25 protein-coding genes are annotated in these 26,302 nt (G+C 71.1%); 15 read left to right on the top strand and 10 right to left on the bottom strand.

The window, feature by feature from the left end; translation table 11 throughout:
- Positions 1 to 171: 171 nt before the first annotated feature.
- Together ABZU74_RS20435 and ABZU74_RS20430 are read right to left on the bottom strand one after the other, a co-directional pair.
- Positions 172 to 780, bottom strand: a complete 609-nt coding sequence (locus tag ABZU74_RS20435) for a DinB family protein (protein WP_355426040.1) — start codon at positions 778 to 780, stop codon at positions 172 to 174.
- 319 nt (positions 781 to 1,099) lie between these two features.
- The gene (locus tag ABZU74_RS20430) at positions 1,100 to 1,687 is read right to left on the bottom strand and encodes a TetR/AcrR family transcriptional regulator (protein ID WP_355426037.1); all 588 of its coding nucleotides are present in this window, start codon (positions 1,685 to 1,687) and stop codon (positions 1,100 to 1,102) included.
- A 71-nt stretch (positions 1,688 to 1,758) separates the two neighbouring features.
- Between ABZU74_RS20430 and ABZU74_RS20425 the strand changes: the two genes are divergently transcribed.
- Entirely contained in the window at positions 1,759 to 2,259 is a 501-nt protein-coding gene (locus ABZU74_RS20425; protein ID WP_355426034.1) for a GNAT family N-acetyltransferase, read from the top strand.
- A 60-nt stretch (positions 2,260 to 2,319) separates the two neighbouring features.
- Here the strand turns inward: ABZU74_RS20425 and ABZU74_RS20420 are convergent, their stop codons facing one another.
- Together ABZU74_RS20420 and ABZU74_RS20415 are read right to left on the bottom strand one after the other, a co-directional pair.
- Positions 2,320 to 3,123 (bottom strand): IclR family transcriptional regulator C-terminal domain-containing protein, encoded by an 804-nt coding sequence (locus ABZU74_RS20420; RefSeq protein WP_355426032.1) that lies wholly within the window; start codon positions 3,121 to 3,123, stop codon positions 2,320 to 2,322.
- 3 nt (positions 3,124 to 3,126) lie between these two features.
- Positions 3,127 to 4,563, bottom strand: coding sequence for an amidohydrolase family protein (locus tag ABZU74_RS20415; RefSeq protein ID WP_355426029.1), 1,437 nt, complete (start codon positions 4,561 to 4,563; stop codon positions 3,127 to 3,129).
- Positions 4,564 to 4,761: 198 nt separating this feature from the next.
- Here ABZU74_RS20415 and ABZU74_RS20410 point away from each other — a divergent pair, with 198 nt between their 5' ends.
- From ABZU74_RS20410 to ABZU74_RS20380, 7 genes are all read left to right on the top strand, one after another.
- Complete coding sequence (locus tag ABZU74_RS20410) at positions 4,762 to 5,898, top strand: CoA transferase (protein WP_355426026.1); 1,137 nt, start codon at positions 4,762 to 4,764, stop codon at positions 5,896 to 5,898.
- Positions 5,883 to 6,653, top strand: a complete 771-nt coding sequence (locus ABZU74_RS20405; protein WP_355426023.1) for a citryl-CoA lyase — start codon at positions 5,883 to 5,885, stop codon at positions 6,651 to 6,653. Before ABZU74_RS20410 ends, ABZU74_RS20405 begins: the two co-directional genes overlap by 16 nt.
- A 32-nt stretch (positions 6,654 to 6,685) precedes the next feature.
- Positions 6,686 to 7,549: an extradiol ring-cleavage dioxygenase gene (locus ABZU74_RS20400; RefSeq protein ID WP_355426020.1), complete on the top strand. Its 864-nt coding sequence runs from the start codon at positions 6,686 to 6,688 to the stop codon at positions 7,547 to 7,549.
- Positions 7,546 to 7,908, top strand: coding sequence for a hypothetical protein (locus ABZU74_RS20395; RefSeq protein WP_112672887.1), 363 nt, complete (start codon positions 7,546 to 7,548; stop codon positions 7,906 to 7,908). Before ABZU74_RS20400 ends, ABZU74_RS20395 begins: the two co-directional genes overlap by 4 nt.
- A complete protein-coding gene (locus tag ABZU74_RS20390) occupies positions 7,905 to 8,870 on the top strand; it encodes a zinc-binding alcohol dehydrogenase family protein (RefSeq protein ID WP_355426017.1) in 966 nt (321 codons plus the stop codon). Before ABZU74_RS20395 ends, ABZU74_RS20390 begins: the two co-directional genes overlap by 4 nt.
- 84 nt (positions 8,871 to 8,954) lie before the next feature.
- Entirely contained in the window at positions 8,955 to 10,379 is a 1,425-nt protein-coding gene (locus ABZU74_RS20385; protein WP_355426015.1) for an aldehyde dehydrogenase family protein, read from the top strand.
- Between the two features lie 166 nt (positions 10,380 to 10,545).
- Positions 10,546 to 11,379, top strand: coding sequence for a helix-turn-helix transcriptional regulator (locus ABZU74_RS20380; protein WP_355426012.1), 834 nt, complete (start codon positions 10,546 to 10,548; stop codon positions 11,377 to 11,379).
- An 8-nt stretch (positions 11,380 to 11,387) separates the two neighbouring features.
- Here the strand turns inward: ABZU74_RS20380 and ABZU74_RS20375 are convergent, their stop codons facing one another.
- Positions 11,388 to 12,191 (bottom strand): AraC family transcriptional regulator, encoded by an 804-nt coding sequence (locus ABZU74_RS20375; protein ID WP_355426009.1) that lies wholly within the window; start codon positions 12,189 to 12,191, stop codon positions 11,388 to 11,390.
- A 50-nt stretch (positions 12,192 to 12,241) separates the two neighbouring features.
- Here ABZU74_RS20375 and ABZU74_RS20370 point away from each other — a divergent pair, with 50 nt between their 5' ends.
- Complete coding sequence (locus ABZU74_RS20370; RefSeq protein WP_355426007.1) at positions 12,242 to 12,664, top strand: DUF2000 domain-containing protein; 423 nt, start codon at positions 12,242 to 12,244, stop codon at positions 12,662 to 12,664.
- A 95-nt stretch (positions 12,665 to 12,759) separates the two neighbouring features.
- Positions 12,760 to 14,373 (top strand): ricin-type beta-trefoil lectin domain protein, encoded by a 1,614-nt coding sequence (locus ABZU74_RS20365; RefSeq protein WP_355426004.1) that lies wholly within the window; start codon positions 12,760 to 12,762, stop codon positions 14,371 to 14,373.
- A 52-nt stretch (positions 14,374 to 14,425) separates the two neighbouring features.
- On the opposite strand, the gene ABZU74_RS20360 is transcribed toward ABZU74_RS20365, so the two are convergent.
- On the bottom strand, positions 14,426 to 16,945 hold the full coding sequence (locus ABZU74_RS20360; protein WP_355426001.1) for an ABC transporter permease: 2,520 nt from the start codon (positions 16,943 to 16,945) through the stop codon (positions 14,426 to 14,428).
- An 8-nt stretch (positions 16,946 to 16,953) separates the two neighbouring features.
- Positions 16,954 to 17,712 carry an ABC transporter ATP-binding protein gene (locus ABZU74_RS20355; protein ID WP_355425998.1) on the bottom strand — a complete coding sequence of 253 codons (759 nt, stop codon included), beginning with the start codon at positions 17,710 to 17,712 and terminating at the stop codon, positions 16,954 to 16,956.
- A gap of 147 nt (positions 17,713 to 17,859) precedes the next feature.
- Between ABZU74_RS20355 and ABZU74_RS20350 the strand changes: the two genes are divergently transcribed.
- The 4 genes from ABZU74_RS20350 (at position 17,860) to sthA (ending at position 22,265) form a co-directional block, all read left to right on the top strand.
- Positions 17,860 to 19,062, top strand: coding sequence for a histidine kinase (locus tag ABZU74_RS20350; RefSeq protein ID WP_355425995.1), 1,203 nt, complete (start codon positions 17,860 to 17,862; stop codon positions 19,060 to 19,062).
- Entirely contained in the window at positions 19,059 to 19,697 is a 639-nt protein-coding gene (locus ABZU74_RS20345; protein WP_355425992.1) for a response regulator transcription factor, read from the top strand. Before ABZU74_RS20350 ends, ABZU74_RS20345 begins: the two co-directional genes overlap by 4 nt.
- Before the next feature lie 88 nt (positions 19,698 to 19,785).
- Entirely contained in the window at positions 19,786 to 20,808 is a 1,023-nt protein-coding gene (locus tag ABZU74_RS20340; RefSeq protein ID WP_355425989.1) for a cellulose binding domain-containing protein, read from the top strand.
- Between the two features lie 53 nt (positions 20,809 to 20,861).
- On the top strand, positions 20,862 to 22,265 hold the full coding sequence (sthA, locus tag ABZU74_RS20335) for a Si-specific NAD(P)(+) transhydrogenase (protein WP_355425986.1): 1,404 nt from the start codon (positions 20,862 to 20,864) through the stop codon (positions 22,263 to 22,265).
- Here sthA and ABZU74_RS20330 read toward each other — a convergent pair.
- Positions 22,262 to 22,669, bottom strand: a complete 408-nt coding sequence (locus tag ABZU74_RS20330; RefSeq protein ID WP_355425983.1) for a MerR family transcriptional regulator — start codon at positions 22,667 to 22,669, stop codon at positions 22,262 to 22,264. The genes sthA and ABZU74_RS20330 overlap by 4 nt on opposite strands.
- A 28-nt stretch (positions 22,670 to 22,697) precedes the next feature.
- Here ABZU74_RS20330 and ABZU74_RS20325 point away from each other — a divergent pair, with 28 nt between their 5' ends.
- The gene (locus ABZU74_RS20325; RefSeq protein WP_355425980.1) at positions 22,698 to 23,393 is read left to right on the top strand and encodes a methyltransferase domain-containing protein; all 696 of its coding nucleotides are present in this window, start codon (positions 22,698 to 22,700) and stop codon (positions 23,391 to 23,393) included.
- 85 nt (positions 23,394 to 23,478) lie between these two features.
- Here the strand turns inward: ABZU74_RS20325 and ABZU74_RS20320 are convergent, their stop codons facing one another.
- Both ABZU74_RS20320 and ABZU74_RS20315 read right to left on the bottom strand, forming a co-directional pair.
- Complete coding sequence (locus ABZU74_RS20320) at positions 23,479 to 24,762, bottom strand: endo-1,4-beta-xylanase (protein WP_355426048.1); 1,284 nt, start codon at positions 24,760 to 24,762, stop codon at positions 23,479 to 23,481.
- Positions 24,763 to 24,877: 115 nt separating this feature from the next.
- Positions 24,878 to 26,218, bottom strand: coding sequence for a PHB depolymerase family esterase (locus ABZU74_RS20315; protein ID WP_355425977.1), 1,341 nt, complete (start codon positions 26,216 to 26,218; stop codon positions 24,878 to 24,880).
- Positions 26,219 to 26,302: the final 84 nt, after the last annotated feature.

Here is a 26,302-nt window from a genome sequence, read left to right as displayed (position 1 = left end):
AGCTTCACGGCGGCGAGACGCTGCTCGAGGCGGTGCGCGGCCTCGAGCGCGGCGATCAGGTCCTGCTCCGCAAGGGCCCAGGCGGCGGCGTCGACGCAGGCGGCGACCGCGTCGTCTGCCTGCGCCAACTCCTCGACCATGACCCGACGCTAGAACAGGTGTACGACACCTTCAGGCAAGATGATCAATCTCGACCGGCCCGGCCCAGCTGCTGCGTTTGCTGGCGTCGAGGGCAGCCTGCTCCACCCGCTGGCGGTAGTCCAGCCACCAAGACTCGTCGGCCGGGGGCAGGTTGTCGTTCTGGGACAGAAGCCCGACCGCGCCGTCGATGAGTTCGCGCACGATGTCAGCGTGGCCTGCGTGCCGTTGCGTTTCCGCGATGACGTGGACCAGGACGTGGTGCAACGTGACCGCGGCATCGCCCCACCACGGCACGCGCCCGACCTCATCCAGTGCAAGGGCTTCGATGGTGGTGTCGGCGTGGGCGATCGCACGACGATACAGCGCGACGATCTCCTCGCGGGTCTCATCCGCGGTCGCCCACATGTCGGCGTTCGGCTCCGCTCCATCGCCGACGTACGGCAGTTCCTCTTCGAACGGCCGGCCGAACACGACGCCGAAGTAGAGGACCTCCATGGCCGCCGAGTGCTTCACCAGACCGAGCAAGTTGGTTGCGGTCCGGGTCAACGGACGCCGAATGTCGTATTCGCTGAGCCCGTCGAGCTTCCACAGCAGCGTGTCGCGGCCGCCCGTCAAGTAACTGTGCAGCTCTGCCTTCATCGCGGCACTATGGCATCCGGTTGGGCGTCGGCGCTGCCCCGGACGATCCACGGGGCCGGTGATCGGCGGGAAGCGCCCTGGTCGCCGCCGCCCGGCCACGCTGGTTCCGGGGCCCGGCCTGCCGATCACCTGGGTCCCGGGCAACCTCACGTGAAGTCGTGATCACCTAGTACAGCAGCCGCCGTTCGGGATCTTGCAGCTCGGGTGGGGTGGACGCGAGACGGCCACCGCGTGATCGTCTGTGCGTTGTGGACACAACATCAGACCTTGCGGTGGCCGGGTGCCACAGCGAAGGTGGGATCGGGTGCTGGCCGGCGTGCTAGCCCAGGCCGTAGGCCGCCAGGGCGGCGTCGAGCATGCGTTCCTGCTGATCCGCCGGGTAGGCAGCGGGATCCGCGGCGGCGAGAGCCGCGACACCCTCGGTCATCGCGATCAGCCCCAGGGCGACCGCGCCGACCTGGTCGACCGGCCAGTCCGGGGCAGCCGCGGCGACCAGCCGCTCGGCCCGTTGCCGCCAGGCTCGGTTGTTGCGGCGGTGCATGCCGATCAGTTCGGCGTCCGCCACCGCCGCAGCCAGGAAGCCCAACCAGACGATGCTCCAGTTGGTCGTCTCCTGATCGGTCGCCATGCCCTGGCGGAGGACCGCACGCAGCGCTGCCCGCGGCGAGGTGGCCGCGGCCTCGAGTGCCTCGACCCGCTGCCGGGTGGTGTCGTGCAGCAGTTGCCGGGCGTGCAGCAGCAGCGCTCGACGGTTCGGGAAGCGGTGCATGACCAGGCCCGTCGTGCAGCCGGCCGCCGCGGCGACCGCGCGCACTGTCAGCTTTTCCAGGCCCTGCTGCGCGAGCACGTCCCAGACCGCGCGCGACAGCGCCTCGCCCTGAGCGGCTCGGTTTGCAGGCGGTGACACGACTCTTACCTCTTTATGGTCGTAACGAATGTTACCGTAACGCTTGTTACCGAGTTTTGGTGAGGAGCGGCATGACCTGGATCATCACGCAGCGGCCGTGGACCGACCCGGTGGGCGAGGCGTTGCGTGTGGCACAGAAAGCCGAACTCGACCTCCGCTACGGTACCGACGACCATGAGCCCGGCACGCCGCCGACGGCCGAGAACATCGACCTGTTCCTGGTCGCGGTCGACGAAGCCACCGGCCAACCGCTCGGCTGCGCCGCGCTGCGCCGCCTCGACCCGGTCACCGTCGAGGTGAAGCGGATGTACGTGGTACCGAAGAGCCGCGGCTCGGGGGTGGCGACCGACCTGCTCCGAGGGCTGGAGGAGGCCGCACAGGAGCGCGGTTGGACGACCATCCGGCTGGAGACCGGCCCGGCCCAGCCGGACGCGATGCGCTTCTATGAGCGCGAGGGCTACCGCGAGATCCCGCTGTACGGCGCGTATGTGGGCTCCGACAACTCGGTCTGCTACGAACGCGTCCTACCTGACGGAGCACCCCGGCCGCAGCCCACAGCGCGGCGCCGATAACGCGGTGGCCGCCCCTGCATCCACCGGCCCTGACTTCGATCCCAAACGGCGGCTGCCGTACTAGACGGTGACCACCGGCACGGCGGCGGTCAGCGCCCAGTCGTGCCCGATGTCGGCTGCCGCGCGCAGCAACCTTGGCAGGTGCTCCTCACGCAGCGTCTCCAGCGAGGTCTCGGCGGCGTGCACTGTCACGTTGATGGCGGCGACGACCCGCCCGTCGCCGTCGCGTACGCCGGTGGCGACGGAGCGGATTCCCGGCGCCAGGTCCTGGTCGGCGAGCGCCCAGCCCTTCGCCCGGACCTCACGTAGCACGGCGTCGAGGTCGCCCGGCGCGGGCTGCCAGCGCGGCGTGACGCCGGAGCGGCTGGGCTCGGCGAGGACGGCCGCCAGTGTGTCCGGTGGGAGTGCGGCGAGCAGCACCTTGCCCATCGACGTCGCGGGTGCCGGGAAGCGGGTGCCGATGGTGACGCCCAGGGTGACGATCTTGGGGACGGCCACCCGGGCGACGTAGACGATGTCGCTGCCGTCGAGCTGGGCCATCGAGGTCGACTCGTTGGTCTGCGCCACGAGTCTCTCCATGTGCGGCCGGGCCACGTCCCACATGTTCAGCGCGTTGACGTACGCCATCCCCAGCTCCAGGACGCGCGGGGTGAGGGTGTGGCCGCGGCCGGCCGCGCGGACGTAACCCAGCGACTCCAGCGTGATGAGGATGCGCCGGACGGTGGGGCGGGCCAGGCCGGTGGCGGCGGCGATCTCGCTGAGCGTCATCGAGGGGCAGGCGGGACGGAAGGAGCGCAGGACGTCGAGGCCACGGGCGAGAGCCTCGATGAAGTCGGGCCCGGCGCCCCTTCCGTTGTCACTCATGTCCTAATGCTTCCATTGCGCCGACCCGGCGTCCCACTCGGTGTACTGGTACGGGTTCTCCAGGATCGCGGTCTCGGGGATGTCCGGGTTCATGCCCCGCTGCCACGCCTGCTCCCCCATCGTCTCGCGCAGGTGATCGATGGTCGCGGCCACCCGGGCCCGCGCGGCGGCGAGGTCGACGCCGACGAGGCGGCCGTCCCGCTTCACGACCCGGCCGCCCACCAGCACCGTGTGCACGTCGGCACGCTGGGCCTGGAAGACGACGTGACCGTGCGGGTTCAGGATCGGGAACATCACCGGCGAGGCGTCGTTCTTGATCAGGACGACGTCGGCCTGCCGGCCGGGGGTGAGCGCGCCGATCGTGGCGTCCATGCCGAGCGCGCGGGCGCCGCCCCGGGTGGCCCACTCGACGACCTGCTCGGCGCGCAGGTGGCAGTGGGTGATGGTCTCCTGCTTGGCGTGTGCCTCCAGGTGCTCCCGGGAGCGGTCCGCGCCGAGCGTGCTGCGCATCGCGGAGAAGAGGTCGCCGCTCCACCACACGCTGGTGTCCATCGACAGTGACACCGGGATGTCGTGGTGTCGCAGCTGCCAGGTGGGTGGGTAACCCTGGCCGGCGCTCTGCTCACTCTCGGTCGAGACGGAGACCGAGCCGCCGGTCGCGGCGATCCGGTTGTACGAGTCCTGGGTGAGCGTCGCCGCGTGCACGTAGACGGTGGACGGATTCATGAACCCGTTCTCGTGCATCAGCCGGATGCCGTCGTCGTTGGTGGCGCCCCACACGCCCGCGTGGGTGGTCACCGCGGCGCCCAGCTCCCGGGCCACCTCGAACGCGGCCCGTTCCGGGAAGGCGGGGTCGCCGGTGACATCGAACGCCAGCTGGAAGCCGGCCAGCTTGCCGCCGTCGATCCGGCGGCGGTGGAAGTCGCGGAACTCCGGCGAGGTGGCCCAGTCCCACGGCCCCTGCTGGATGTTGCCGTAGGCGAGCACGAACCGTCCATCGACCGCCTCCAGGGCGTCCACGGCGGCGTCGGCGTGCTCTGGTGTCTGCAGCCCGTGCGACCAGTCGACGGTGGTGGTGACGCCCGCGTCGATCGCCTCGATCGCGCCGAGCAGGTTGCCGGCGTAGACGTCCTCGGGCCGGAACAGCTTGCCGGATTCGAGGTAATACCAGACGAAGTACTGGGTCAGGGTCCAGTCGGCGCCGTACCCGCGCATCGCGGTCTGCCACAGGTGCCGGTGGGTGTCGACCATGCCGGGCATGAGGATGCCGTCGGTGGCGTCGATCTCCAGGGCGTCGTCGGGCGCGGTGAGGCCGATGCCGACCTGCGCGATCCGGCCGCCGATGACCAGGACGTCGGCGCCGGGCAGCACCGTGTGCGCGTCGTCCATGGTGAGAACCAGGCCGTTGCGGAAGACCACCGGCCGGTCGGTTGCGCTCATCGCCACCCATTCCTTTCCGGGGTACGAGGGGATTCCGGACTCCTGTCCGCTGTGCGGTCAGCCCGGGTGGCGCAAGTGTGGTCCCGGTCACCATCCATGTCAAGAGCGTGGCACCGATCGATAGATGCACCGTTGACAGGCGTACCGCCATATCGCAAGCTGTCCAGGCGGACAGGTGTCCGCAGAACGGGCGGAAACATGGTTCAGCATTCGACCGGCCCCCTGGCCGGCCTGCTCGTCGCGGACTTCTCCCGGATCCTCGCCGGGCCGTACGCGACGATGCTCCTGGCCGACCTGGGCGCCCAGGTGATCAAAGTGGAGAGCCCCGGTGGCGACGACACCCGCACCTGGATGCCGCCCACCCGCGACGGGGTCTCGACGTACTACCTCGGCATCAACCGCAACAAGCGGTCCATCGCCCTGGACCTCAGGAAACCCGACGACCTGGCCGCCGCACAGGAGTTGGCCCGCCGCGCCGACGTGCTGATCGAGAACTTCCGGCCCGGTGGCCTCGCCCGGTTCGGCCTCGACTACGACACCGTCACCGCGACCAACGACAAGATCGTGTACGCGAGCATCAGCGGCTTCGGCACCGGAGCCGGCAGGGACTTCCCCGGCTACGACCTCATGGTGCAGGCCATCTCGGGCCTGATGAGCCTCACCGGCGACCCGGACGGCTCGCCGTACCGGGCCGGGATCTCCGTCTTCGACGTGATGGCCGGGCTGCACGCGAACATCGGCATCCTCGCCGCGCTGCACCATCGAGGCGAGACCGGACGAGGTCAGCACGTCGAAGTCAACCTGCTCAGCTCGGCGCTGTCCGGGTTGGTCAACCATTCCAGCGGCTACGTCGCCGGCGGCACCGTCCCGTTCCGGATGGGCAACGCGCACCCCAGCCTCTTTCCGTACGAGCCTCTGCCCACCGCCGACGGCGAACTCATCGTCATCGCCGGCAACGACGGGCAGTTCCGCAAGCTCTGCCAGGTGCTCGACCTGCCCGACCTACCAGACGACAGGCGCTTCGGCCGCAACCAGGACCGCACGGCCAACCGCGAGCAGCTGCGACCCCTACTGGTCGAACGCCTCGCCAAGCGGACGAAGGACGAGTGGTTCCGGGACCTGCTCGCCGCCGGCGTCCCGTGCGCGCCGATCAACACCATCGACGGCGGTGTGGCGCTCGCCGAGGAGCTGGGGCTCGACCCGGTCGTCACCGTCGGCGACGTGCCCGGCGTCCGCAGCCCCATCACCTTCTCCGACACCCCGGCCCGGTACGAGCTGCCGCCGCCCGGGCTCGACGAACACGGCGAGGAGATCCGCGCGTGGCTGAAGAGTTGAGCTTCCCGACCGGGATCGGCACCTCCGACCCGACCACGATCTCGCTGCTCGGGCAGGACCTGGCCGCCGACCTGATGGGCACCGTGGGCTTCGGCGAGCTGGCGTACTGGCTGGTCGCCGGCCGCCGCCCCACCCGGGGCGAGGTACGGGTCTTCGAGGCGGTGCTGGTGGCACTGGCCGATCACGGCTTCACCCCGACGGCGATCGCCGCCCGGTTGACGTACCTGTCCGCGCCGGAGTCGTTGCAGGGCGCGCTCGCCGCCGGGCTGCTCGGCGGCGGCTCCCGCTTCCTCGGCGTCACCGAGGACTGTGGACGGTTCCTCGCCGACACGCTCGCGCAGGCCGGCGACGTGACCGACTACGACGCGGTGGCCTTCGACGCGGTCACCCGGGCGAAGCAGGACCGCCGGCGGGTCCCCGGGCTCGGGCACCCCGTGCACAAGGACCAGGACCCGCGCACCCCCGTGCTGATCCGGATCGCCACCGAGGAGGGCCTGCACGGCCCGCACCTGCGGCTGTTCGAGGCGATCGGACGGGTCCACCCGCAGGTGCTCGGCCGCACCCTGCCGCTCAACGGCGCCGGAGTCTGCGGGGCGGCCCTCGCCGACCTCGGGCTCCCCGTCGAGATGCTGCGCGGTTTCGCCCTGCTGGCCCGCGCGGCGGGACTGCTCGGGCACCTCGCCGAGGAGCGACGACGGCCGCTCGGCATGGACATCTACCGCACCGTGGACCGCAACGCCGTCTACGAACCCTGATCCCCCTCTTCCGCCCCCCGAAAGGAGTGGGAATGGCCTCCATCGTCGCGGTCATCGCCTCCACCCACCACCCCTTCTACTACCGGGCCAGCACCGCCACCGGTGCGGATCGACCACCGTTCGCCGACGAGTGGACCCGCAAGATCCTGGCGTTCCGGGAGACGTTGACCCGTGCTCGACCTGACGTGCTGGTGATGGTCGGCTCCGACCACTTCCACCAGCTCTGGCTGGACAACATGCCGCAGTTCCTGGTCGGCAAGGCGCCCTTCTACGACGCCAACTGGTACAACGAGGAACGCGAGTTCGGGCTGCCCCGGATGCTGCTCACCGGCCAGGAGGACCTGTCCGGGCACATCCTGCGGGCCGGGCTCGACGCCGGCTTCGACCTCGCCTTCAGCAACGAGCTGCGCATCGACCACAGCATCACCTGCCCGATCATCACGCTGCGGCCCGAGGCCGACCTGCCGATCGTGCCGATCTACACCAACATCTTCGCGCCGCCGCTACCGCAGCCCAAGCGCTTCGTCCAGCTCGGCCAGAGCATCCGGGAGATCGTCGAGTCGTGGCCGTCGCACCTGCGGGTGGCCGTCATCGGCACCGGCCACCTGTCGCTGGAGCTGGGCGGCCCCCGACAGTTCGGCCCGCACGGCCCGGACCCGGAGTTCGACCAGCGGGCCGTCGAGTGGATCGCCAACGGCGACCTGGACGAGTGCCTGCGCGAGGTCACCCTGGACAGCCTGCACTCACCGGGCAACGCCACCCACGGCTTCATGGACTTCATGCTGATGATGGGTGTCGCCGGCGCCGGCGCGAAGGCCGACTACGTCGACACCCTCGACCTGTTCCACACCATGGAGGCGTACTTCACCTGGTACCCGAACGGAGCGCCGACGTGAGCAAGTACCTGCTGAACAAGTTCCTCTTCATGGTCGACCGGGACCCGGAGCTGGTGGAGCGCTACCGCAGCGAGCCGCGCGAGCTGGTCGCCTGGTGGGAGGCTGAGTGCGCCAACACGGTGCTGAACTGCCACACCGGCGAGGCGAGCACCTGGCTGCGCTTCGACGACGTGGAGCGCGAGGCGCTGGCCACCCACGACCACGTGAAGCTCTTCGAACTGGGCGCGCACCCGTTCCTCACCCTGACCCTCTTCATCGCCCTCTTCGAGCGGGACAACACCGAGCCGCTGGAATACCAGAAGTCCTACGGCGCACGGCTGGCCCACTTCTCGATGCCCTACCCGGACATCGCGACGTGATCCGCGCGGCAGTGCTCACCACCTGCGGCGCCGCACCGACGATCTCCGAGCGGCCGGCGCCCGTGCCGGCCGACGACGAGGTCGCGGTCACCGTCGAGGCCGCGCCGATCACCCCGCTGGACGTGCTCTGCGCCAGCGGCACCAGCTACTTCGGTACGCCGAGCATCCCGTACGTGCCGGGTGTGCAGGGGGTCGGTCGGCTCACCGACGGCTCCCCGGTCTGGTTCGGCACGTCGGCCGGGATGCGGTCCGGTGTGGACGGCAGCATGGCGACCACGGTCACCGTGCCCACCGCCGACGTGGTGGCGCTGCCGGACGCCGTACCGCTGACCCTGCTCGCGGCCCTCGGCCTCTCCGCGGTCGCCGCGCACGCGGCGCTGACCCAGGCCGGCGGCCTGGCGGCTGGCGACCAGGTCATCGTGCTCGGAGCCGGCGGTGTGGTCGGTCAGGCCGCCGTTCAGCTCGCCCTGCTCGGCGGCGCCCGCCGCGTCATCGCCGTGGCCCGGTCGGCTGCGGCACGGGCCCGCGCCGAGGAGCTCGGCGCCGCCGTCGCCGTCCCGCTGCTTCCCGACGACGATGTCGCGTCGATGACCGACCGGCTGCGCCACGCCGCCGACGGGCCGGTCGACCTCGTCCTCGACCCGGTCTTCGGTGTCCCGGCCGCGGCGGCGCTGCGGGTGCTGCGCCCGGGTGGGCGGCTGGTCAACCTGGGCAGCGCGGCCGGTGCGACCGCCCCCATCGAGTCCGCCGTGCTGCGCAGCGGCGCGCTGCGGATGATCGGCTACACCAACAACGGGTTGTCGACCGTCGAGCGGGCCGGGGCGCTGACAGCGGTGGCCGGGCACGCGGCGGCGGGCCGGCTCACCGTCGACCACGAGATCGTGCCCTTCGACGCCATCGCGGACGCCTGGGCCCGACAGGACGCCGGCAGCACCGCCGGCCGGATCGTCCTCGCACTCTGACCTGGCCTGGCCCCAGCCAGGGATCGCGGAACCGTGGATAAACCGCACCTGGTTGGGGTCCGGCGGCGGTGCGACGGTCGGTCCATGACACCTTCCACCTACACCGTCGCCGGCCACTGGATCGGTGGCGAGATCGTCACCGGCTCCGCCGGCACCCTTCCCGTCGTGAACCCGGCCACCGGCGAGGTCGTCGCCGAGACCCCGGCCGGCACCGCCGCCGACGTCGACAGCGCCGTCGCCGCCGCCCGAGCCGCCTTCCCGGCCTGGTCGGCGACCACCCCGCAGCACCGGGCGGGCGTGCTGCGCCGCCTCGGCGCCGGCCTCGCCGCCCGCACCGAGCAGATCGCCCAGGCGATCACCGCCGAGATGGGCTCCCCGATCGGTATGTCCCGGACCGCCCAGGTCGCGTTCCCGGCCGCGGTGGTCGAATCCATCGCCGGCCTGGCCGACGATTTCCCCTGGACCGAGGAGGTCGGCAACTCGCTTGTCGTCCGCGAGCCGATCGGCGTGGTCGGCGCGATCACACCCTGGAACTTCCCGCTTCAGCAGATCGTCTCCAAGCTGGCGCCGGCCCTGCTCGCCGGCAACACGATGGTCTTCAAGCCGTCCGAGAACGCCCCGCTGACCGCGCGCATCCTCGCCGAGGCCGCCGCCGAGGCCGGCGTACCGGCGGGTGTCTTCAACGTCGTCTACGGCACCGGCGCGACCGTCGGCGAGGCGATCTCCGCCCACCCGGACATCGACATGATCTCCTTCACCGGCTCCACCCGGGCCGGGCAGCGCATCTCCGCGGTGGCTGCGGCGACGGTCAAGCGGGTCGCGCTGGAGCTGGGCGGCAAGGGCGCCAACATCATCCTCGACGACGCCGACCTGCCCGCCGCGGTCGAGCGGGGAGTCATGATGGCGTTCAGCAACGGCGGTCAGGTCTGCGGCGCGTGGCCGCGGATGCTGGTGCCCGCCGCCCGTCAGGACGAGGCAGTGGCGTTGGCCGTCGAGGCCGCGAAGCAGTACACCGTCGGCGACCCGGGCGACGAGGCCACCCGGATCGGCCCGATGGCGTCCGAGACCCACCGGCAGAAGGTCGTCGGCTACATCGAGCGGGGCATCGCCGACGGCGCCCGGCTCGTGTTCGGCGGCCCGGATCGGCCCGAAGGGCTGACCGTCGGGGCCTACGTCCAGCCGACGATCTTCGCCGACGTCGACCCGGCCTCCGTGATCGCCCAGGAGGAGATCTTCGGCCCGGTGCTGACGATCATCCCCTACGCCGACGAGGAGGAGGCCGTGGCCATCGCCAACGGCACGCTGTACGGCCTGACCAGCGGCGTCTTCGGTGAGCCAGAGCACGCACTGGCTGTCGCCCGGCGGCTGCGTGTGGGCCAGGTCGACGTGAACGCTGGCCACTGGAACCCGCTCGCCCCGTTCGGCGGCTACAAGCACTCCGGCAACGGCCGCGAGTTCGGCCGGCTGGGCCTGGAGGAGTTCCTGGAGACCAAGTCCATCCAACGCTGACCGCACGCCCGCGGCCCCAGGATCGTGCTGGATCGTGGAGGTGGTGGCCTCGGAAGCCCCCACACCACTACCAGTGCGATCTTGGGTGGGTGGAACAGCCTGCCGGGTCTCCCCTGTTGCACTCGATGCGCCGCTCGACAGCCGGCACCCACCGAAGGGAGACACCGTGGATCGCGCCCAACTCGCGAGCTTCCTGCGCACCCGCCGCGAGGCCCTCCAGCCCGAGGACGTCGGGTTGCCCCGGGGTCCGCGCCGACGCACCGGAGGGCTACGGCGCGAGGAAATCGCCACGTTGAGCGGAATGTCCACCGACTACTACAGCCGGTTGGAGCAGCAGCGTGGGCCGCACCCCTCGCAGCAGATGCTCGCCGCCCTCGCCCGTGGCCTGCGGCTCTCCCTCGCCGAGCGGGATCACCTGTTCCAGCTCGCCGGGCACGCGGTTCCGCACCGCGCGGCGCGGGCCGACCACGTGAACCCGGGCATGATGCGGATCCTCGACCGGATGCACGACACCCCGGCCCAGGTGGTGAACCACCTCGGCGAGACCCTCGCGCAGACCGCGCCGGCCGTCGCCCTGCTCGGTGACGAGACCCGGTACACCGGGCTGGCGCGCAGCGCACACCACCGCTGGTTCACCGACCCGACGGCACGGCAGCTGCATCCGGCGCAGGACCACCAGACGCAGAGTCGCCTGCTCGTGGCGCACCTGCACGCGGCGTACACCCGCGACGGGCGCGGCTCGCGGGCCGCCGCGCTCGTCGACGACCTGCTGGCCAGGAGCGCGGAGTTCGCCCAGCTGTGGCGGGAGCACCCGGTGCCGGCCGGCTACTGCCCGCCCAAGCACTTCGTGCACCCCGAGGTCGGGGCGTTGGAGCTGCACTGCCAGACGCTTGTCGACCCCGACCAGTCCCAGACACTGTTGGTCTTCACCGCCGTGCCCGGTTCGCCGAGCGACGAGAAGCTGCGGTTGCTCTCCGTCATCGGCGGCCAGCTCGTCTGACCGCGCGTTCAGCTCCGGGCGGGGTAGCGGGCCGGGCTGACGCCCAGGTAGCGCCGGAAGTGACGGGTCAGGTGCGCCTGGTCGAAGAACCCGGCCGCGACGGCGGTCTCGACGGGCCGCTGCCCGGCCAGCAGCAGACGACGCGCCAGCTCGACCCGGCGGCCGGTCAGGTACGAGTGCGGTGGCACGCCGTGCACCTGGGTGAACGTCCGGACCAGGTGGGTCGGGTGGGCGTGCAGCAGCTCCGCGGCCTCCCCCAGCGTGACGCCCTCGACGGTCCGGGCGTCCAGCAGCTCCCGTAGTCGGACCGCGAGGCCGCGTCCGGCCGGCTGGCCAACGACCGGAGGGCGCTGGCGGAGCTGGCGGCGTAGCCGGTCCAGGATGAGCGCGAGTCGACTCTCCGCCTCGAACTCGTCCCCGGGCGCGGCGAGCGCCTGGTGCAGGTGGTGGATCCGGTCGCGCAGCTGCGGATCGGCCAGGTCCGGCTCGTCGACGGCCCGGCCGACCAGCTCGGCGTCGAGCGCCGAGGTGTCGAGGTAGAGGACCCGCTTGCGGAAGCCGTCCGGGGTGGCGGAGCTGCCGTCGTGCGGCACGTACGGCGGGAGCAGCATGACCGACGTGCGCAGCGCGCCGTGCCGGTGCCGGTCCAGGTCGAAGCGGACCGCGCCGTCGTCGACGATCAGCAGCGTCCACACCTCGTGGATGTGCCGGGGGTAGGCGTGGTCCACGAAATGGGCGTGGAAGACCTCGGCGACCCCGGCTACCGCGGGTCGCCACGCGCTGACGTGCGAGCCGGCCGGGCGGGTGGCCACGCTAAGAACGTACAAGACCGGTAGGCGTCGGGGCGGGCAGGCTCGACGGCATGACCGAACCGATCCGCTTTCCCACCAAGATCGCCGTACTGCTCCGCAACGACCTGGCGAGCTGGCAGCGGCTGAACGTCACGGCTTTCCTGGTCAGCGGGATCGCGAGCACGCTGCCGGAGTTGCTCGGCGAGGAGTACCGCGACGCGGACGACACCCGCTACCTGCCGATGTTCGGCCAGCCGGTGCTGGTCTTCGCCGGGGATCGGGAGACGTTGGTCGGCGCGCACTCACGCGCACTCGCCCGGGGCCTACGGCTGGCGATCTTCACGTCCGAGCTGTTCGCCACCGGCAACGACCGGGACAACCGCGCCGCCATCCGGGCGGTCGGACGGGAGAAGCTCGACCTGGTGGGCCTGGCGCTGCACGCACCGCGCACCGTGGTGGACAAGGTGCTCAAGGGTGCGTCCATGCACCCGTAACGGCATCCGTGGCAACGAAGACATTGATATCGGTGTGTATGGCTGTAATGATTAACACACTTTACAGATGTTTCGCCGCCCGGAAGGACCCCCACATGGCGCGACGATTGGCCGGGCTCGTGCCCCGCCGCCCCCGCATCAGACTTACCTCCGCGCTGGCCGCGGCCCTGCTCGCCGTACCGATCGGCCTGGTCGTCGGCGCATCGCCCGCGACGGCGGCCGCGACGGGCGCCATCACCGGGTACGGCGGCAAGTGCGTCGACGTGGCCGCCGCGAACCCGGCCAACAACACCCCGGTGCAGCTCTTCACCTGCAACGGCTCCACCGCGCAACAGTGGACGGTGGCCGACGACGGCACGATCCGGGCGCTGGGCAAGTGCCTGGACATCGCCGCCGCCAGCACCGCCAACGGCGCCCGAGTGCAGATCTACGACTGCAACGGCACCGGGGCGCAACAGTGGTCGCCCAGCGCGGGGCAACTGGTCAACCCGGCCTCGGGCAAGTGCCTCGACGCGACCGGCCCCAGCTCGGCCGACGGCACCCCACTGCAGATCTGGAGCTGCACCGGCACCGCCAACCAGACCTGGGTGCTGCCCACCGGCGGCGGCACCACGCCACCGCCATCGGGTGGGTTCACCCACCCCGGCGTCCTGGTCAGCCGAGGCCAGCTCGACTTCGTCCGCGGCCGGGTGCAGGCCGGTGCGCAGCCGTGGGCGGCGGCCTACAACCAGATGATGAGCAGTCGGTACGCCTCCCTGTCGCGTACCCCGGCGCCTCGGTCGGTGGTCGAGTGCGGCTCCTACTCCAACCCGAACAACGGCTGCACCGACGAGCGGGAGGACGCAATCGCCGCGTACACCGACGCGCTCGTCTGGTACGTCACCGGGGACGCCCGGTACGCGCAGAAGTCGATCCAGATCATGGACGCCTGGTCGGCCACCATCACCGCGCACACCGGCAGCAACGCCCCACTGCAGACCGGCTGGGCGGCCTCGGTCTGGCCCCGGGCCGCCGAGATCATCAAGTACACGTACACGAGCTGGCCCAACGCCAACCGCTTCGCCACCATGCTGCGCAACGTCTACCTGCCGATGGTGCGCAACGGCTCGAACAGCAACGGCAACTGGGAACTGACCATGATGGAGGCCACCGTCGGCATCGCGGTGTTCCTGGAGGACCGGGCCGTGTACGACGCGGCGGCCACCCGCTTCCTCAACCGCGCCCGGGCGTTCGTCTACCTGCCCAGCGACGGCGCGTTGCCGTACACGATGCCCGGCAGCGGCCTGGACACCAGCGCGGAGATCATCGGCTACTGGCAGGGCCAGTCCACATTCGTCGCCGGCCTCGCCCAGGAAACCTGCCGCGACTTCGTCCACACCGGGTACGGGATCTCCGCCATCTCCCACGTCGCGGAGACCTCCCGGATCCAGGGACGGGACCTGTACCCACAGGTCGGTGAGCGACTGCGTCAGGCGCTCGGCTTCCACTCGCGCTACCAGCTTGGCGAGGCACCGCCCTCCTGGCTCTGCGGCGGCAGCCTCACCCGGGGCCTCGGCCCGATCACCGAGGTCGGTTTCAACGCGATGAGCACCCGGTTGGGCAACGTCATGACCAACACCCAGACCCTCACGCTGCAACAACGTCCGGCCGGAACCAACAACCTCTTCGTCGCCTGGGAGACGCTGACCCACGCCAACAACCCCAACTGACCAGGCCGCCGTGGGGTGGCGCCGAAGGCCCGGCGCCACCCCACGGCGGTGCTCAGTTGTCGGCCCCCAGCGCCACCACCGGGCTGACCCGCGACGCCCGACGGGCCGGCAGCACCCCGGCCAGCGCGGTCAGCCCGACCAGCACCACGAAGAGCCCGGCCAGCGGCAGCAGCGGCGCGGTCAGCGGTGCCTCGATTCCGAGGGCCTGGACCGCCAACCAGGCGTACGGGACGCCGAGCACCAGGCCGATGGTCGCGCCGATCACCCCGTACAGGCCGGACTCGACGGTCAGCATGGTGCGCAGACCGGTCCGGGACAGCCCGATCGCCCGGAGCAACCCGGACTCGCGGACCCGCTCGACCACCGAGAGCGCGGTCGTGGAGGCCACGCCGACGACAGCGATCAGCACGGTCAGGCCGACCAGACCGACAGCGATCCAGACCAGGGTGCGCACCACAGCGTCGTTGCGGTCCCGTTCGTCGGCGAGCACCGCGAGGCCCACCCCCTCGCTGCCGGCGATCGCCTGCCGCAGGGCCCGCACACCGGCGGTGCGACCGTCCTCGCCGGCACCGGCCGCGTCGGCCAGCAGACCGGTGTACGCGGTCGGCACGCCGAGCCGGTCCAGGTCGGCCGGGTCGGCGAGGATGCCCGCGTGCAGCGGCCCGTCACCGGGCAGGACCGCGGCCACCCGCACGTCGACAGTGCGGGTGGCGACGGCGAGCGTGACGGTGTCGCCGGCCCGCAGGCCCGCGTCCCGCGCTACCCAGCTGTTCAGCACGACCCGGCCGGGGCCACGATCGGCCAGGGTGCCCTCGGCCACGTCCAGGTCACCGGTGCTCGGCAACGCCGCCAGGTCCAGGTCGCTGGTCGGGTAACCGGACTCGACGTCGCCGAGCCTGTCGGCGCCGCGCAGCAGCCGGGCGTCGTCGACCATCCGGTAGGGCACCACCCGGGCCAGCGCGCCGTGTGCCGCCTCGGCCCGGCTCACGACAGCCGGCGGCAGCGTCCCACCGTTGCTGGTGACCTCGAAGTCGGTCGGGGCCGAGAGGGCCAGTTCGCGGTCGGCGAGGATCTGCAACGACGCGCCGCCGATGACCACCCCGGAGATCAGGGTCACGCCCAGTGCGACCACGACGGAGACCGCGGCGGCGCGGCGGGGCGTCCCACCGATCCCGCCGACCGACATCCGCCCGAGCGGCCCGAGCTGGCGCAGTGGCCAACCCACCACGGCCAGCACCGGGCGTACCAGCAGCGGACCGAGGGCCACCAGCGCGAAGAACGCCAACGCGCCGGACCCGACCAGCAGGAGCAGGGGCATCGACGGGTCGTACTCCGACTGGTCCGGCTTGGGCAACTGGCTGATCGTCGCGACCGCCGCCAGGACCGCGCCGACGGCCAGGAGCAGCCCGAAGACCAGACGCGGCACCCCGATGCCGCGCCGGCCGGCGGTGACGCTCGCCGCCCGCAGTGCCTCCAGTGGGGAGACCCGGGCGGCCGAGAACGCCGGTGCCAGCACGGCCAGCACGGTGATCACGACGGCGCCGATCACCACAGCGACCGCCGCCGGCAGTGGCAGGCCCGGCGAGGAGACCGGGTGGCCGGCGGCGCGCAGGATGGCCGGCAGCGCGTACCCGAGGGCGAGGGCGCTGGCGACCCCGACGACGCCGGCGACCAGCCCGGTCAGGGCTCCCTCGGCGGTCAGGGCAGCCACCAGGGTGCCCCGACTCGCGCCGACCGCCCGCAGCAGCGCGAGTTGCCGCATCCGCTGGGCGAAGACGATGCGGAAGGTCGAGGTGACCACCAGCGCCGCCGCGACGACCGCGATGGAGACGAACATGCCGACCAGGATGAAGAGCCTTCCGACCTGTTGGGCCGCCGCCTCCGCTTCGGCCTCGCGCACCTCGGCGCCGGAGCGGATCGGCTGGCCGGCGACCGCCGCGGTCACCAGTTGCCGGACGGTCTCGGTCGAGGTGCCGGGGGCCACCCGCAGGTCGACGCGCTCCACAGCCGTCAGGCGCGCCCAGGCGATCACGGCGCTGTCCGGGGCGTACGCGTCGTAGCCGGCGTCGGCGCTGCTCTCCACAATGCCGGTGACGGTGAGCGGGGCGGGCGTGGTGAGTTCACCGCCCATACCGCTGGTGGTGGTGCCGACCGACAGCCCGAGCCGTTCGGCGGTACGCGGCGTGATCGCGATCTCGCCGGGTAGGTCCGGGTAGCTGCCCTCGGTCACCCGAACCGCGCTCAGCGGGCCGGTGCCCGGATCGGACTGAAGGTTGAGGTACCCCTCGCCGACGGAGACCCCGGTCGAGACCCGGGCGACCGCCTCGGCCACACCGGGCACGGCCCGGATCTGCCGCACGTCCGTCACTGTGGGTGGCGGCACGCCGGGGCTGCCGATCACCAGGTCGGTGACGGCCGGGGTGCCGCTGAGGTTGTCCCGCACTGTCCGTTCGGTGATCTGTTGCACCAGCACGGTGCCGAAGACGACGAACGACGCAACAAGGATCGCCAGGCCGGTCAGGATGAGCCGGCCGGGCCGCCGGGCCGCTGCGGTCGTCTGGGTACGCAGCACTGTCGCCCTCATCGGCGGGCCGCCAGGTCGCGCAGGGCGTCGGTGACCGACACCTGGTTCGGCTTGTCGATCTCGCCAGCCAGCCGACCGTCGGCGAGCAGCACCACCCGGTCGGCGTACGCGGCGGCGATCGGGTCGTGGGTGACCATGACGACGGTCTGGCCGAGGTCGCGTACCGAGTCGCGCAGGATGGTGAGCACCTCGGCGCCGGAGCGGGAGTCCAGGTTGCCGGTCGGTTCGTCGGCGAAGACCACCTCGGGCCGGGCCACCAGCGCCCGGGCCAGCGCCACCCGCTGCTGCTGGCCGCCAGACAGCTCGCTGGGCCGGTGGTTCAGCCGGTCGCCGAGGCCCAGCACCCGCACCAGGTGCGCCAGGAGTTCGGCGTCGGGCTGCCGACCGGCGAGGTCCAGCGGCAGGGTGATGTTCTGCGCGGCGGTGAGCTGCGGCAGCAGGTTGAAGGACTGGAAGACGAATCCGATCCGCTCCCGCCGTACCCGGGTCAGCGTCTGGTCCGACTGGCCGGTCAGCTCCGTGCCACCGAGCAGGACCCGGCCGGAGGTGGCCGTGTCGAGGCCGGCGAGGCAGTGCATCAGGGTCGACTTGCCGGACCCGGACGAGCCCATGATCGCGGTGAACTCGGCCCGGCCGAAGCCGACCGAGACCCCGTCCAGGGCACGGACGGCGGTGTCGCCGCTGCCGTACACCTTCACCAGGTCGACCGCGGCGACCGCGGCGTGGCTGGTCTCCGGCGGGGCGTGGGTTGTCATTGTTCCTCCAGTGGCTGCGATGTGACCTCCGGAAGCGTCGCCGCCGCCGACGGGCGGGCGCATCGGCCCGGGGCCGGGTATCGCCGTCGTCGGGTCTGCCTTTTGGCCGATCTGCCACCTCCGTCCGGTTGGCTACGCTGGGTCATCATGAGCGCGCCGGATCTTCGACGTTTCTGGGTACGCCTGGCCCAGACGGCCGGGCTGGTGGCCTTTGGCCTGCTCGCCTTCTTCGACTTCGCGGCCAGCACGGCGGATGAACGCAGTTTCGCCGCTCTCGTGCTCCTGCTGGTGCCGATGGGGTTGGCGGTGGCGACCGTGCCACTCTGGCTGCCAGTGCACCGGTCGGGTTCCCGGCGGCTGCCGGTGGCCGCGCTGGCCCTCGCCACCGCCTCACTGACCGTGACCGCAGGGGTGGTGCTCGTCTCCGAAGGCGGTGACCTCCTGCCCGCCCGCACGTGGGGTCTCGCCGAGTCGGCCGGGCTGATCGGCGTGGTCTTCGTGGTGAGCCGTTGGGGCGCGGCCCGGCTCGCCCCGTGGGCGGCGGCGGCCGCCGGGCTCGCCGTCGCCGCGATGCCACTGCGCGTCGGCACCGAGAACCTGCTGGTGATCTTCGGTCTGCTCCAGGTGCTCGCCGCGGCCGGCGCCGCCGGGGTGGGGCTCTACCTGCGGATCATGGCAGCCGGCCGGGAGCGGGCCATCGCGCTGGTCCGCGCCGAGCAGCACGCGGAGTTCGCCCGGGACCTGCACGATTTCATCGCCCACCACGTCACCGGCATCGTGGTGCAGGCACAGGGCGCCCGGTTCGTCGCCGAGCAGGACCCGCGGCGGGTGATCGTCGCCCTGGAGCAGATCGAGCGGGCCGGCGCGGAGACGATGGCCTCGATGCGGCGGATGGTCGGGATCCTGCGCAACCCGGACGCCCCACCGGACGCGCCGCTGGCCCCACTTGCCGGGGTGACCGAGCTGGAGCCGCTGCTGACCGGGTTCAACGGCGCGGCCAACGCGCCGGCACGACTGCACATCGACGGTGATCTGAACGGACTGCCGGTGGAGGTCTCGACGTCGGCGTACCGGGTGGTGATGGAGGGGCTGACCAACACCCGCCAGCACGCGCCGAACGCGCGATCCGTGGACGTGGCGGTGCGGCGTACCCCGAACTGGTTGTTGGTCCGGGTCGCCGACGACGGCGCGTCGCCGCGCACCGCGCCGGCCCGGGGGCACGGCTTCGGCCTGATCGGCCTCACCGAGCGGGTACGCGCCCTCGGCGGCACGATCACCGCCGGGCCCGGCGTCGCCGGTGGCTGGGTGCTCGACGCGGCGTTCCCGCTGCAAGCGGCGGTGGCCCGGTGATCCGGGTGCTGATCGCCGATGACCAGGCCATGGTCCGGACCGGCTTCGGCATGATCATCGGTGCCCAGTCGGACATGGAGGTGGTCGGCGAGGCCGCCGACGGAGTCCATGCCGTCGAACTGGCCCGACGCCTGCGCCCGGACGTGGTGCTGCTGGACATCCGGATGCCCCGCCTCGACGGCCTTGAGGCGCTGCGGCTGCTCGCCGGGCCGGGCGTCGCCGACCCGGTCCGGGTGGTCGTCGTGACGACCTTCGACCTCGACGAGTACGTGCACACCGCGCTCGCCAACGGTGCCTGCGGCTTCCTGCTCAAGGACTCCGGCCCGGCCCTGCTGGTGGAGGCGGTCCGCGCGGCCGTGTCCGGCGACGCGCTGATCAGCCCGTCCATCACGGTACGGCTGTTGGAGCACCTCAGCTCCCCCGCCCCGGCACGCGACCACGGCGGCCTGTCGCCACGGGAACTCGACGTGGTGAAGCTCGTCGCCCGGGGCCTGACCAACGCCGAGATCGCCACCCGACTCTTCATCGCCGTGGGCACTGTGAAGACCCACCTGGCGAGCGTGCAGATGAAACTCAAGGCCCGCAACCGGGTCGAGATCGCCGCCTGGGCCTGGGAACGCCGCCTCGTCGGCTGACGGGACAACGGCGCGACCGACACTGCCCTAACATCAATGGCAGTCAATGACTGGTCCGCTGCGGACACTCGGAAGCGAGGTCATCATCGTGCTTGATCATCCGTTCCGCAGAATCCGGTCGAAGGCCGCTGCGCTGGTCGCGTGCGCGCTGGCGTCAACACTGGTCGCGGCCGGCGCGACCCCGGCGTACGCCGCGGCGGACACCGAACGCCCCACCGCACCCGGCCCGATCACCGTCGTCGCCGTCGACACCACCTGGGTCGAGCTGACCTGGGCCGCCTCCACCGACAACGTGGGGGTGGTCCGCTACCCGGTCGGAGTCCGGTTCGAAGATTTCGGCGCCCAGTATTCGACCGACACCAACAGCATCCGGATCACCGACCTGCGGCCGTCGCGCACGTACACCTTCTTCGTCTCGGCCGTGGACGCGGCCGGCAACAGGTCGCTGAACGATCCGAGCCTGCGGCTGACCATGCCACCGGGGGACGACCAACCGCCCGGCGCGCCCGGCCAACCGGTCGCCTACGACGTCGCCGCCACGCTTGTGTGGCTGCGCTGGACGCACTCGGTGGAGAATGTCGCACTCGATCGGTACGAGGTGTTCCAGGTCGACGCCGGTGGCACACTGACCCGGGTCAGCGAGGTCTACCAGTACCCGCCCGGGCGAAACAGCACCCAGATCAGCGGGCTGACGCCGAACACCACGTACACCTTCGTGGTGCAGGCCCGGGACGAGGCCGGCCACCTGTCACCGCTCTCCACGCCGGTCACCGTGACCACGCTGCCGCCACCGCCGAGCTGCACGGTCCGGTCGACTGTGGGGCAGTGGCCCGATGGTCTGGTGGCACGCCTCCTGGTCACGAACACCGGCTCGACGGCGATCGACGGCTGGACGATGAGGTGGCGGTTCTACGCCAGCCAGCAACTGCGCAGCCTCTGGGGCGCCGAGGTCGTCGACCGCGACAGCAGCTACCTGCGGGTGCGCAACGTCCGCCACAACGCGCTGATCCCGCCCGGCGGCACGGTGTCGCTGGGGTTCGTCGCCACCGGCTCTCAAACGCCGCAGGAGGTGACGGTGAACGGCGGCACCTGCGTGGTGGCGGACGAGTAACACTCGGGTACGAAGTCTGGCGCGCGCCGCGACATCTTGCGACGCTAACGCTCGTGTATGACTACGACCTGTTGGTGCTGGGTTCCGGACCCAGCGGTCAGAAGGCCGCGATCGCCGCCGCCAAGCTCGGCAGGCGGGTCGGCATCGTGGACCGCCGCGACATGATCGGTGGGGTGTGCATCAACACCGGCACCGTTCCCTCCAAGACCCTGCGCGAGGCTGTGCTCTACCTGACCGGCCTGAGCCAGCGGGACCTGTACGGCAGCAGCTACCGGGTCAAGGAGGAGATCACGGTCGGCGATCTGGCCGCCCGGACCCAGCACGTCATCACCCGACAGACCGACGTCATCCGCAATCAACTGGCCCGCAACCGGGTCGCGATGATCACCGGCACCGGGCGGTTCGCCGACGCGCACTCGATCTGGGTCGACGGCGGCTCCGGCCGCGAGTCCACAGTGACCTTCGACAAGATCGTCATCGCCGCGGGCACCCGCCCGGCCCGCCCGGACAGCGTCGACTTCGACGACCGGACGATCGTGGACTCCGACGGCGTCATCAACCTCCAGGCCGTACCCCGCAGCATGGTGGTGGTGGGCGCCGGCGTGATCGGCATGGAGTACGCCTCGATGTTCGCCGCGCTCGGCACCAAGGTGACGGTGGTGGAACGCCGTGACCGGATGTTGGAGTTCTGCGACGACGAGGTCGTCGAGTCGCTCAAGTACCACCTGCGCGACCTGTCCGTGGCGTTCCGCTTCGGCGAGGAGGTCGCCGCCGTGGAGAAGCACCAGACGGCAGCGCTGTGCATCCTCAAGAGCGGCAAGAAGATCGTCGCCGACACGGTGATGTACTCGGCCGGGCGGCAGGGTCAGACCGACGACCTGGCGTTGGAGGCGGCCGGGCTGGAGGCGGACCGACGCGGCCGGATCGCTGTGGACGCCAACTACCGCACCCCGGTGGAGAACATCTACGCCGTCGGCGACGTGATCGGCTTTCCCGCGCTCGCGTCGACCTCGATGGAGCAGGGCCGGCTGGCCGCGCAACACGCCTGCGGTGAACCGATCCGGGAGATGCACGGCCTGCAACCGATCGGCATCTACACGATTCCGGAGATCAGCTTCGTCGGGCAGACCGAGGCGCAGCTCACCGAGAGCTCGACGCCGTTCGAGGTGGGCATCGCCCGGTACCGCGAGCTGGCCCGGGGTCAGATCGTGGGCGACTCGTACGGCATGCTGAAGTTGCTCGTCTCCCCCGACGACGGCCGACTGCTCGGGGTGCACGTGTTCGGCACCGCCGCCACCGAGATCGTCCACATCGGTCAGGCGGTGATGGGCTGCGGCGGCACGATCGACTACCTGGTCGACGCGGTGTTCAACTACCCGACGCTGGCCGAGGCGTACAAGGTCGCCGCTCTGGACGCGTCCAACAAGATCCGCAACATCACCCGCATCGACGGCTAGCCACTGCCCCCGACCTCCACCAGCTCCGCCAACCGGTTGCGGTAGTTCGGGCAGGTCGAGATGTCTTCGTGTGAGCAGTTCAGCCCGGCCTCCAGCAGGTCGAGCGCCGACTGCAGCGCGGCCATCCTGGCCCGCAGCGCGCCGTGGTTGCGGCGCAGCACGTCCTTGCGGACGGCGGGGTCGCCTGCGGCGAGGAACGCCCGGATGTCCGGCAGCGACAGGCCGGCCTGTTTCGCACGCAGGATCGAGGCCACCCGGAACAGGTCGTCGCGGGTGTAGCGGCGACGGCCGCCGGTGACCCGGGCGGGGCGGAGCAGGCCCACCGATTCCCAGTGCCGCAGGACGTGCGCCGGCAGGCCGAAGTGGTCGGCCACCTCGCCGATCGTCATCGGGCTTGACTTCATGTTGACATTAAGTCCGACCATGGCGGGCATGTCCAGCCTTCTAGCTGTCCTCGATGCCATCGAGAGCGAGCCCGCAGCCGTCGAACTGCGCGCCCGTTCCTACGAGTTACTCGGCGACCTCACCGGTCGAACCGTCGTCGATGCTGGCTGTGGCAGTGGCCGCGCGGTAGCCGAGCTGGCCGAGCGCGGAGCGCACGCGGTCGGCGTCGACCTCGATCCCGACATGATCGCCGTGGCCCGGACGCGCTGGCCGGCCGGCGAGTTCCACGTCGGCGACGCCACCGCGCTGCCGATCGAGACCGGATCGGCCAGCTACTACCGGGCGGACAAGGTGTTGCATGTGCTCGACGACCCGGCACTCGCCGTGGCCGAGGCCCGGCGGGTGCTCACGCCAGGCGGTCGAGCCGTGCTGCTCGGCCAGGACTGGGATTTGATCGCCATTGACTCGGACGACTCGGAAACCACCCGTCGGCTGGTCCACGCGAAGGCGGACTCGCTACCGTCGCCCCGCGTTGCCCGCAGGTATCGCAACCTGCTGCTCGACGCCGGGTTCACCGACCCGATCGTCGAGGTGCACACCGCCGTGTTCACCGACGACACCGCGCTCGACGTGTTGAAGCGGATCACCGACGAGGAGGGCTGGCTCGCCGAGCAGGCCGAGCGTGCCAGCGCGAACCGGATCCTCGTCGTCGTGCCGATGTTCCTCGTCGCCGCCCAGGCCTGACCGGGATGACGCACACCTCCTGGTCAACGAGGGCGGGAGGTGGGCCGGTGCGGAGGCGGCAGGCCTCCGCACCGGCCGGTGGGCTTTAGCCTGCCGAGCAGGTTGGGCTGATGCTGCCGGCGGTGCCGTTGGCCTGGAAGCCGAACTCGGTGGACTGCCCGGCGCCGACCTGGCCGTTGTAGGCCACGTTCCGCCAGTTCGTCGTGCCGGTGTTACCGCTGCGGTCGGCGCTCCACGCGTTGGTGACCGTCGCGTCCGACGGCAGCGCGATCGTCACCGTCCAGCCGCTGAGGGCCGATGAGCCGGCCGTCACCCGAACGTTCGCGACGAAGCCACCCGTCCACTGGTTCACCGTCACCGTCGCGGTGCAGCCACCCGGCCCCGGCGGCGGGGTGGTGGGCGGGTCGGTGGGCGGGTCGGTGGGCGTGGTGCCGTTGTTCAACGCGGCGAGGACCGCGTCGTACGCGGGCTTCTTCGAGCCGTTGCTGTTGAACAGCAGCGGCGTCTGCGAAGCCCGCCACGAGTCACTGTCCCGGATGCCCCACACGGTGATGCCGTTGCAGCGGGCCACCGCCAGGCAGTCCTCCACCACGCTGCGGTAGGTGCTCGCCGAGGCACCCTGGATGTCCAGCTCGGTGATCTGCACGTCCACGCCCAGCGCCGCGAAGCTCGACAGCGTGGTGCGGTAGTTGCTCACGTACGGCGAGTCGTTGTTGAAGTGCGACTGGAATCCCACGCAGTCGATCGGCACGCCACGGGCCTTGAAATCCCGGACCATGTTGTAGACGCCCTGCGTCTTGGCGTGCGTCCAGTTGTCGGTGTTGTAGTCGTTGTAACAGAGCTTCGCACCCGGATCGGCGGCACGCGCGGCCCGGAACGCCGCCTCGATCCAGTCATTGCCGGTGCGCTGGAGGTTGGAGTCACGGCGGCCACCGGAGCTGCCGTCGGCGAACGCCTCGTTCACCACGTCCCACGCCACGACCTGGCCCCGGAAGTGCGTGGCCACCTGGGTCACGTGGTTGAGCATCGCCTGCCGCAGCGCGCTGCCGCTCATGCTCTCCATCCAGCCGGGCTGCTGCGAATGCCACGCCAGGGTGTGGCCTCGCACGCTCATCCCCCGGCTGCGGGCGTGGTTGACGATCTGGTCCGCCGCCCCGTAGCTGAACTGATTCTGCTGCGGCTCGGTGGCGTTCATCTTCATTTCGTTCTCGGCCGTCACCATGTTGAACTCACGGTTCAAGATCGTGGTGTACGCGCTGTCCGAGAGCTTGAATCCGGCCACCGCCGTGCCGAAGTAGCGCCCCTTCTCGGCGGCGGACGCGCCGAGCGTGGTCCCGGCGGCGGCCGGCGCCGTCAGGAACAGCGCCATGCCGGCGGCGAGGGCACCCGCGCTGGTCAGCGCGATGGCGGCTCTCGATGCCACCTTCCATCTCGTGGTTCTCATCGTGTGACTCCTTCTGAGGGTGGTGGGGTGGAAGGGGAAGTCAGGACACCGAACAGGCGGCACCGTTGAGGGCGAACGACGTGGGCTTGCCGGTGCCGCCCTCGTGGGTGGCCTGGAAGCCGATCTCGACCGACGCGTTCGGGGCGATGGTGTTGTTGTAGGAGACGTTGCGGGCGGTCACCGCACCGCTGGTCGGGGCGTACTGGGCGTTCCAGCCGCTGGTGATGCGCTGCCCGGTGGGCAGCGTGAAGGTCAGCGCCCAGCCGTTCACGGCGGTGGCACCGGTGTTGGTGATGGCGACACTCGCGGTGAGACCGCTGTTCCAGGCGTTGACCGTGTAACCGACCCGGCAGGCGCCCTCGGTCGGCGGCGGCGGGGTCGGCGGTGGGGTGGTCGGCGGCGGAGTCGTCGGCGGTGGCGTGGTCGGCGGCGGGGTCGTCGGCGGTGGGGTCGTCGGCGGCGCGGTGCCGTCCAGCCCGAAGAAGCGGATCACCTGCGCGGCGTCGACCGGCAGGTTGTGCGTGACACCCTGCATGCTGATCGCCTCGACCGGCGCCATCGGGCCGCTGCTGCCGTAGCGGGTGCGGGTGTAGCCGGACTGCGGGGAGTCGGTGTACGTCGGGGTCTGGCTCAGCCCGTGCACATTGGTCCACTGCTTGACCTGCTCGCCGAAGTTCGGGTAGCGCAGCGTCTCGTCGTTGGTGCCGTGCCAGATCTGCATCCGGGGCCGCTGGCCTGTGTAACCCGGGTACGCCTCCCGGACCAGGTCACCCCACTGTTGCGCGGTCCGGATGAGTTGCCCGTTGGCGCACTGGCTGTTCCACTCCGAGCTGCCGCCGGTGGCGAAACAGGCGAACGGCACCCCGGCGAACGAGGCGCCCGCCGCGAACACGTCCGGGTAGACGCCCAGCATGACGTTCGTCATCATCGCGCCGGAGGAGGTGCCGGTGGCGAAGATCCGCGCGGGGTCGGCGGAGTAGCGCTGCCGCACGTAGTCGACCATCGACATCAACCCGACCGGGTCGCTGCCGCCGCCGCGGCGTAACGCCTGTGGCGAGTAGACGTCCCAGCATTTGCTGCTGCGGGTGGCCGACGGGTAGATCACGATGAACCCGTACCGGTCCGCGAGGGACGCGTACTGGGTGCCCGAGTGGAACGCGGGGCCCGTCCCGGTGCAGTAGTGCATGGCCAGGAGGATCGCCGGTCGGGTCGCCACCCGGTCCGGGACGTACAGGTGCATCTGCAGGTTGGTGGGGTTGGTGCCGAAGTTGGTCACCTGCGTCAGCGTCGCCGCCGACGCGGGAGTGGCGAACGTCAGCGCGGCGGCGGCCAGCGTCACGGCAGCCATGACGACGCCAAGCGTTCTCGTCTTCAGTGTCATCGTCGCGATCCCTTGCGAAAAAGGCGCGTGGAAGGGGACTTAAGTCGAGGACTGCCCTTCGCCCGACCTTGACCGCGGCTCGCG

The sequence above is a fragment of the Micromonospora sp. NPDC005171 genome (genome assembly GCF_040608575.1).
Taxonomy (GTDB): Bacteria; Actinomycetota; Actinomycetes; order Mycobacteriales; family Micromonosporaceae; genus Micromonospora.
Note: the sequence above shows the minus strand (reverse complement) of the source record. Positions and strands in the feature narration are given on the sequence as shown.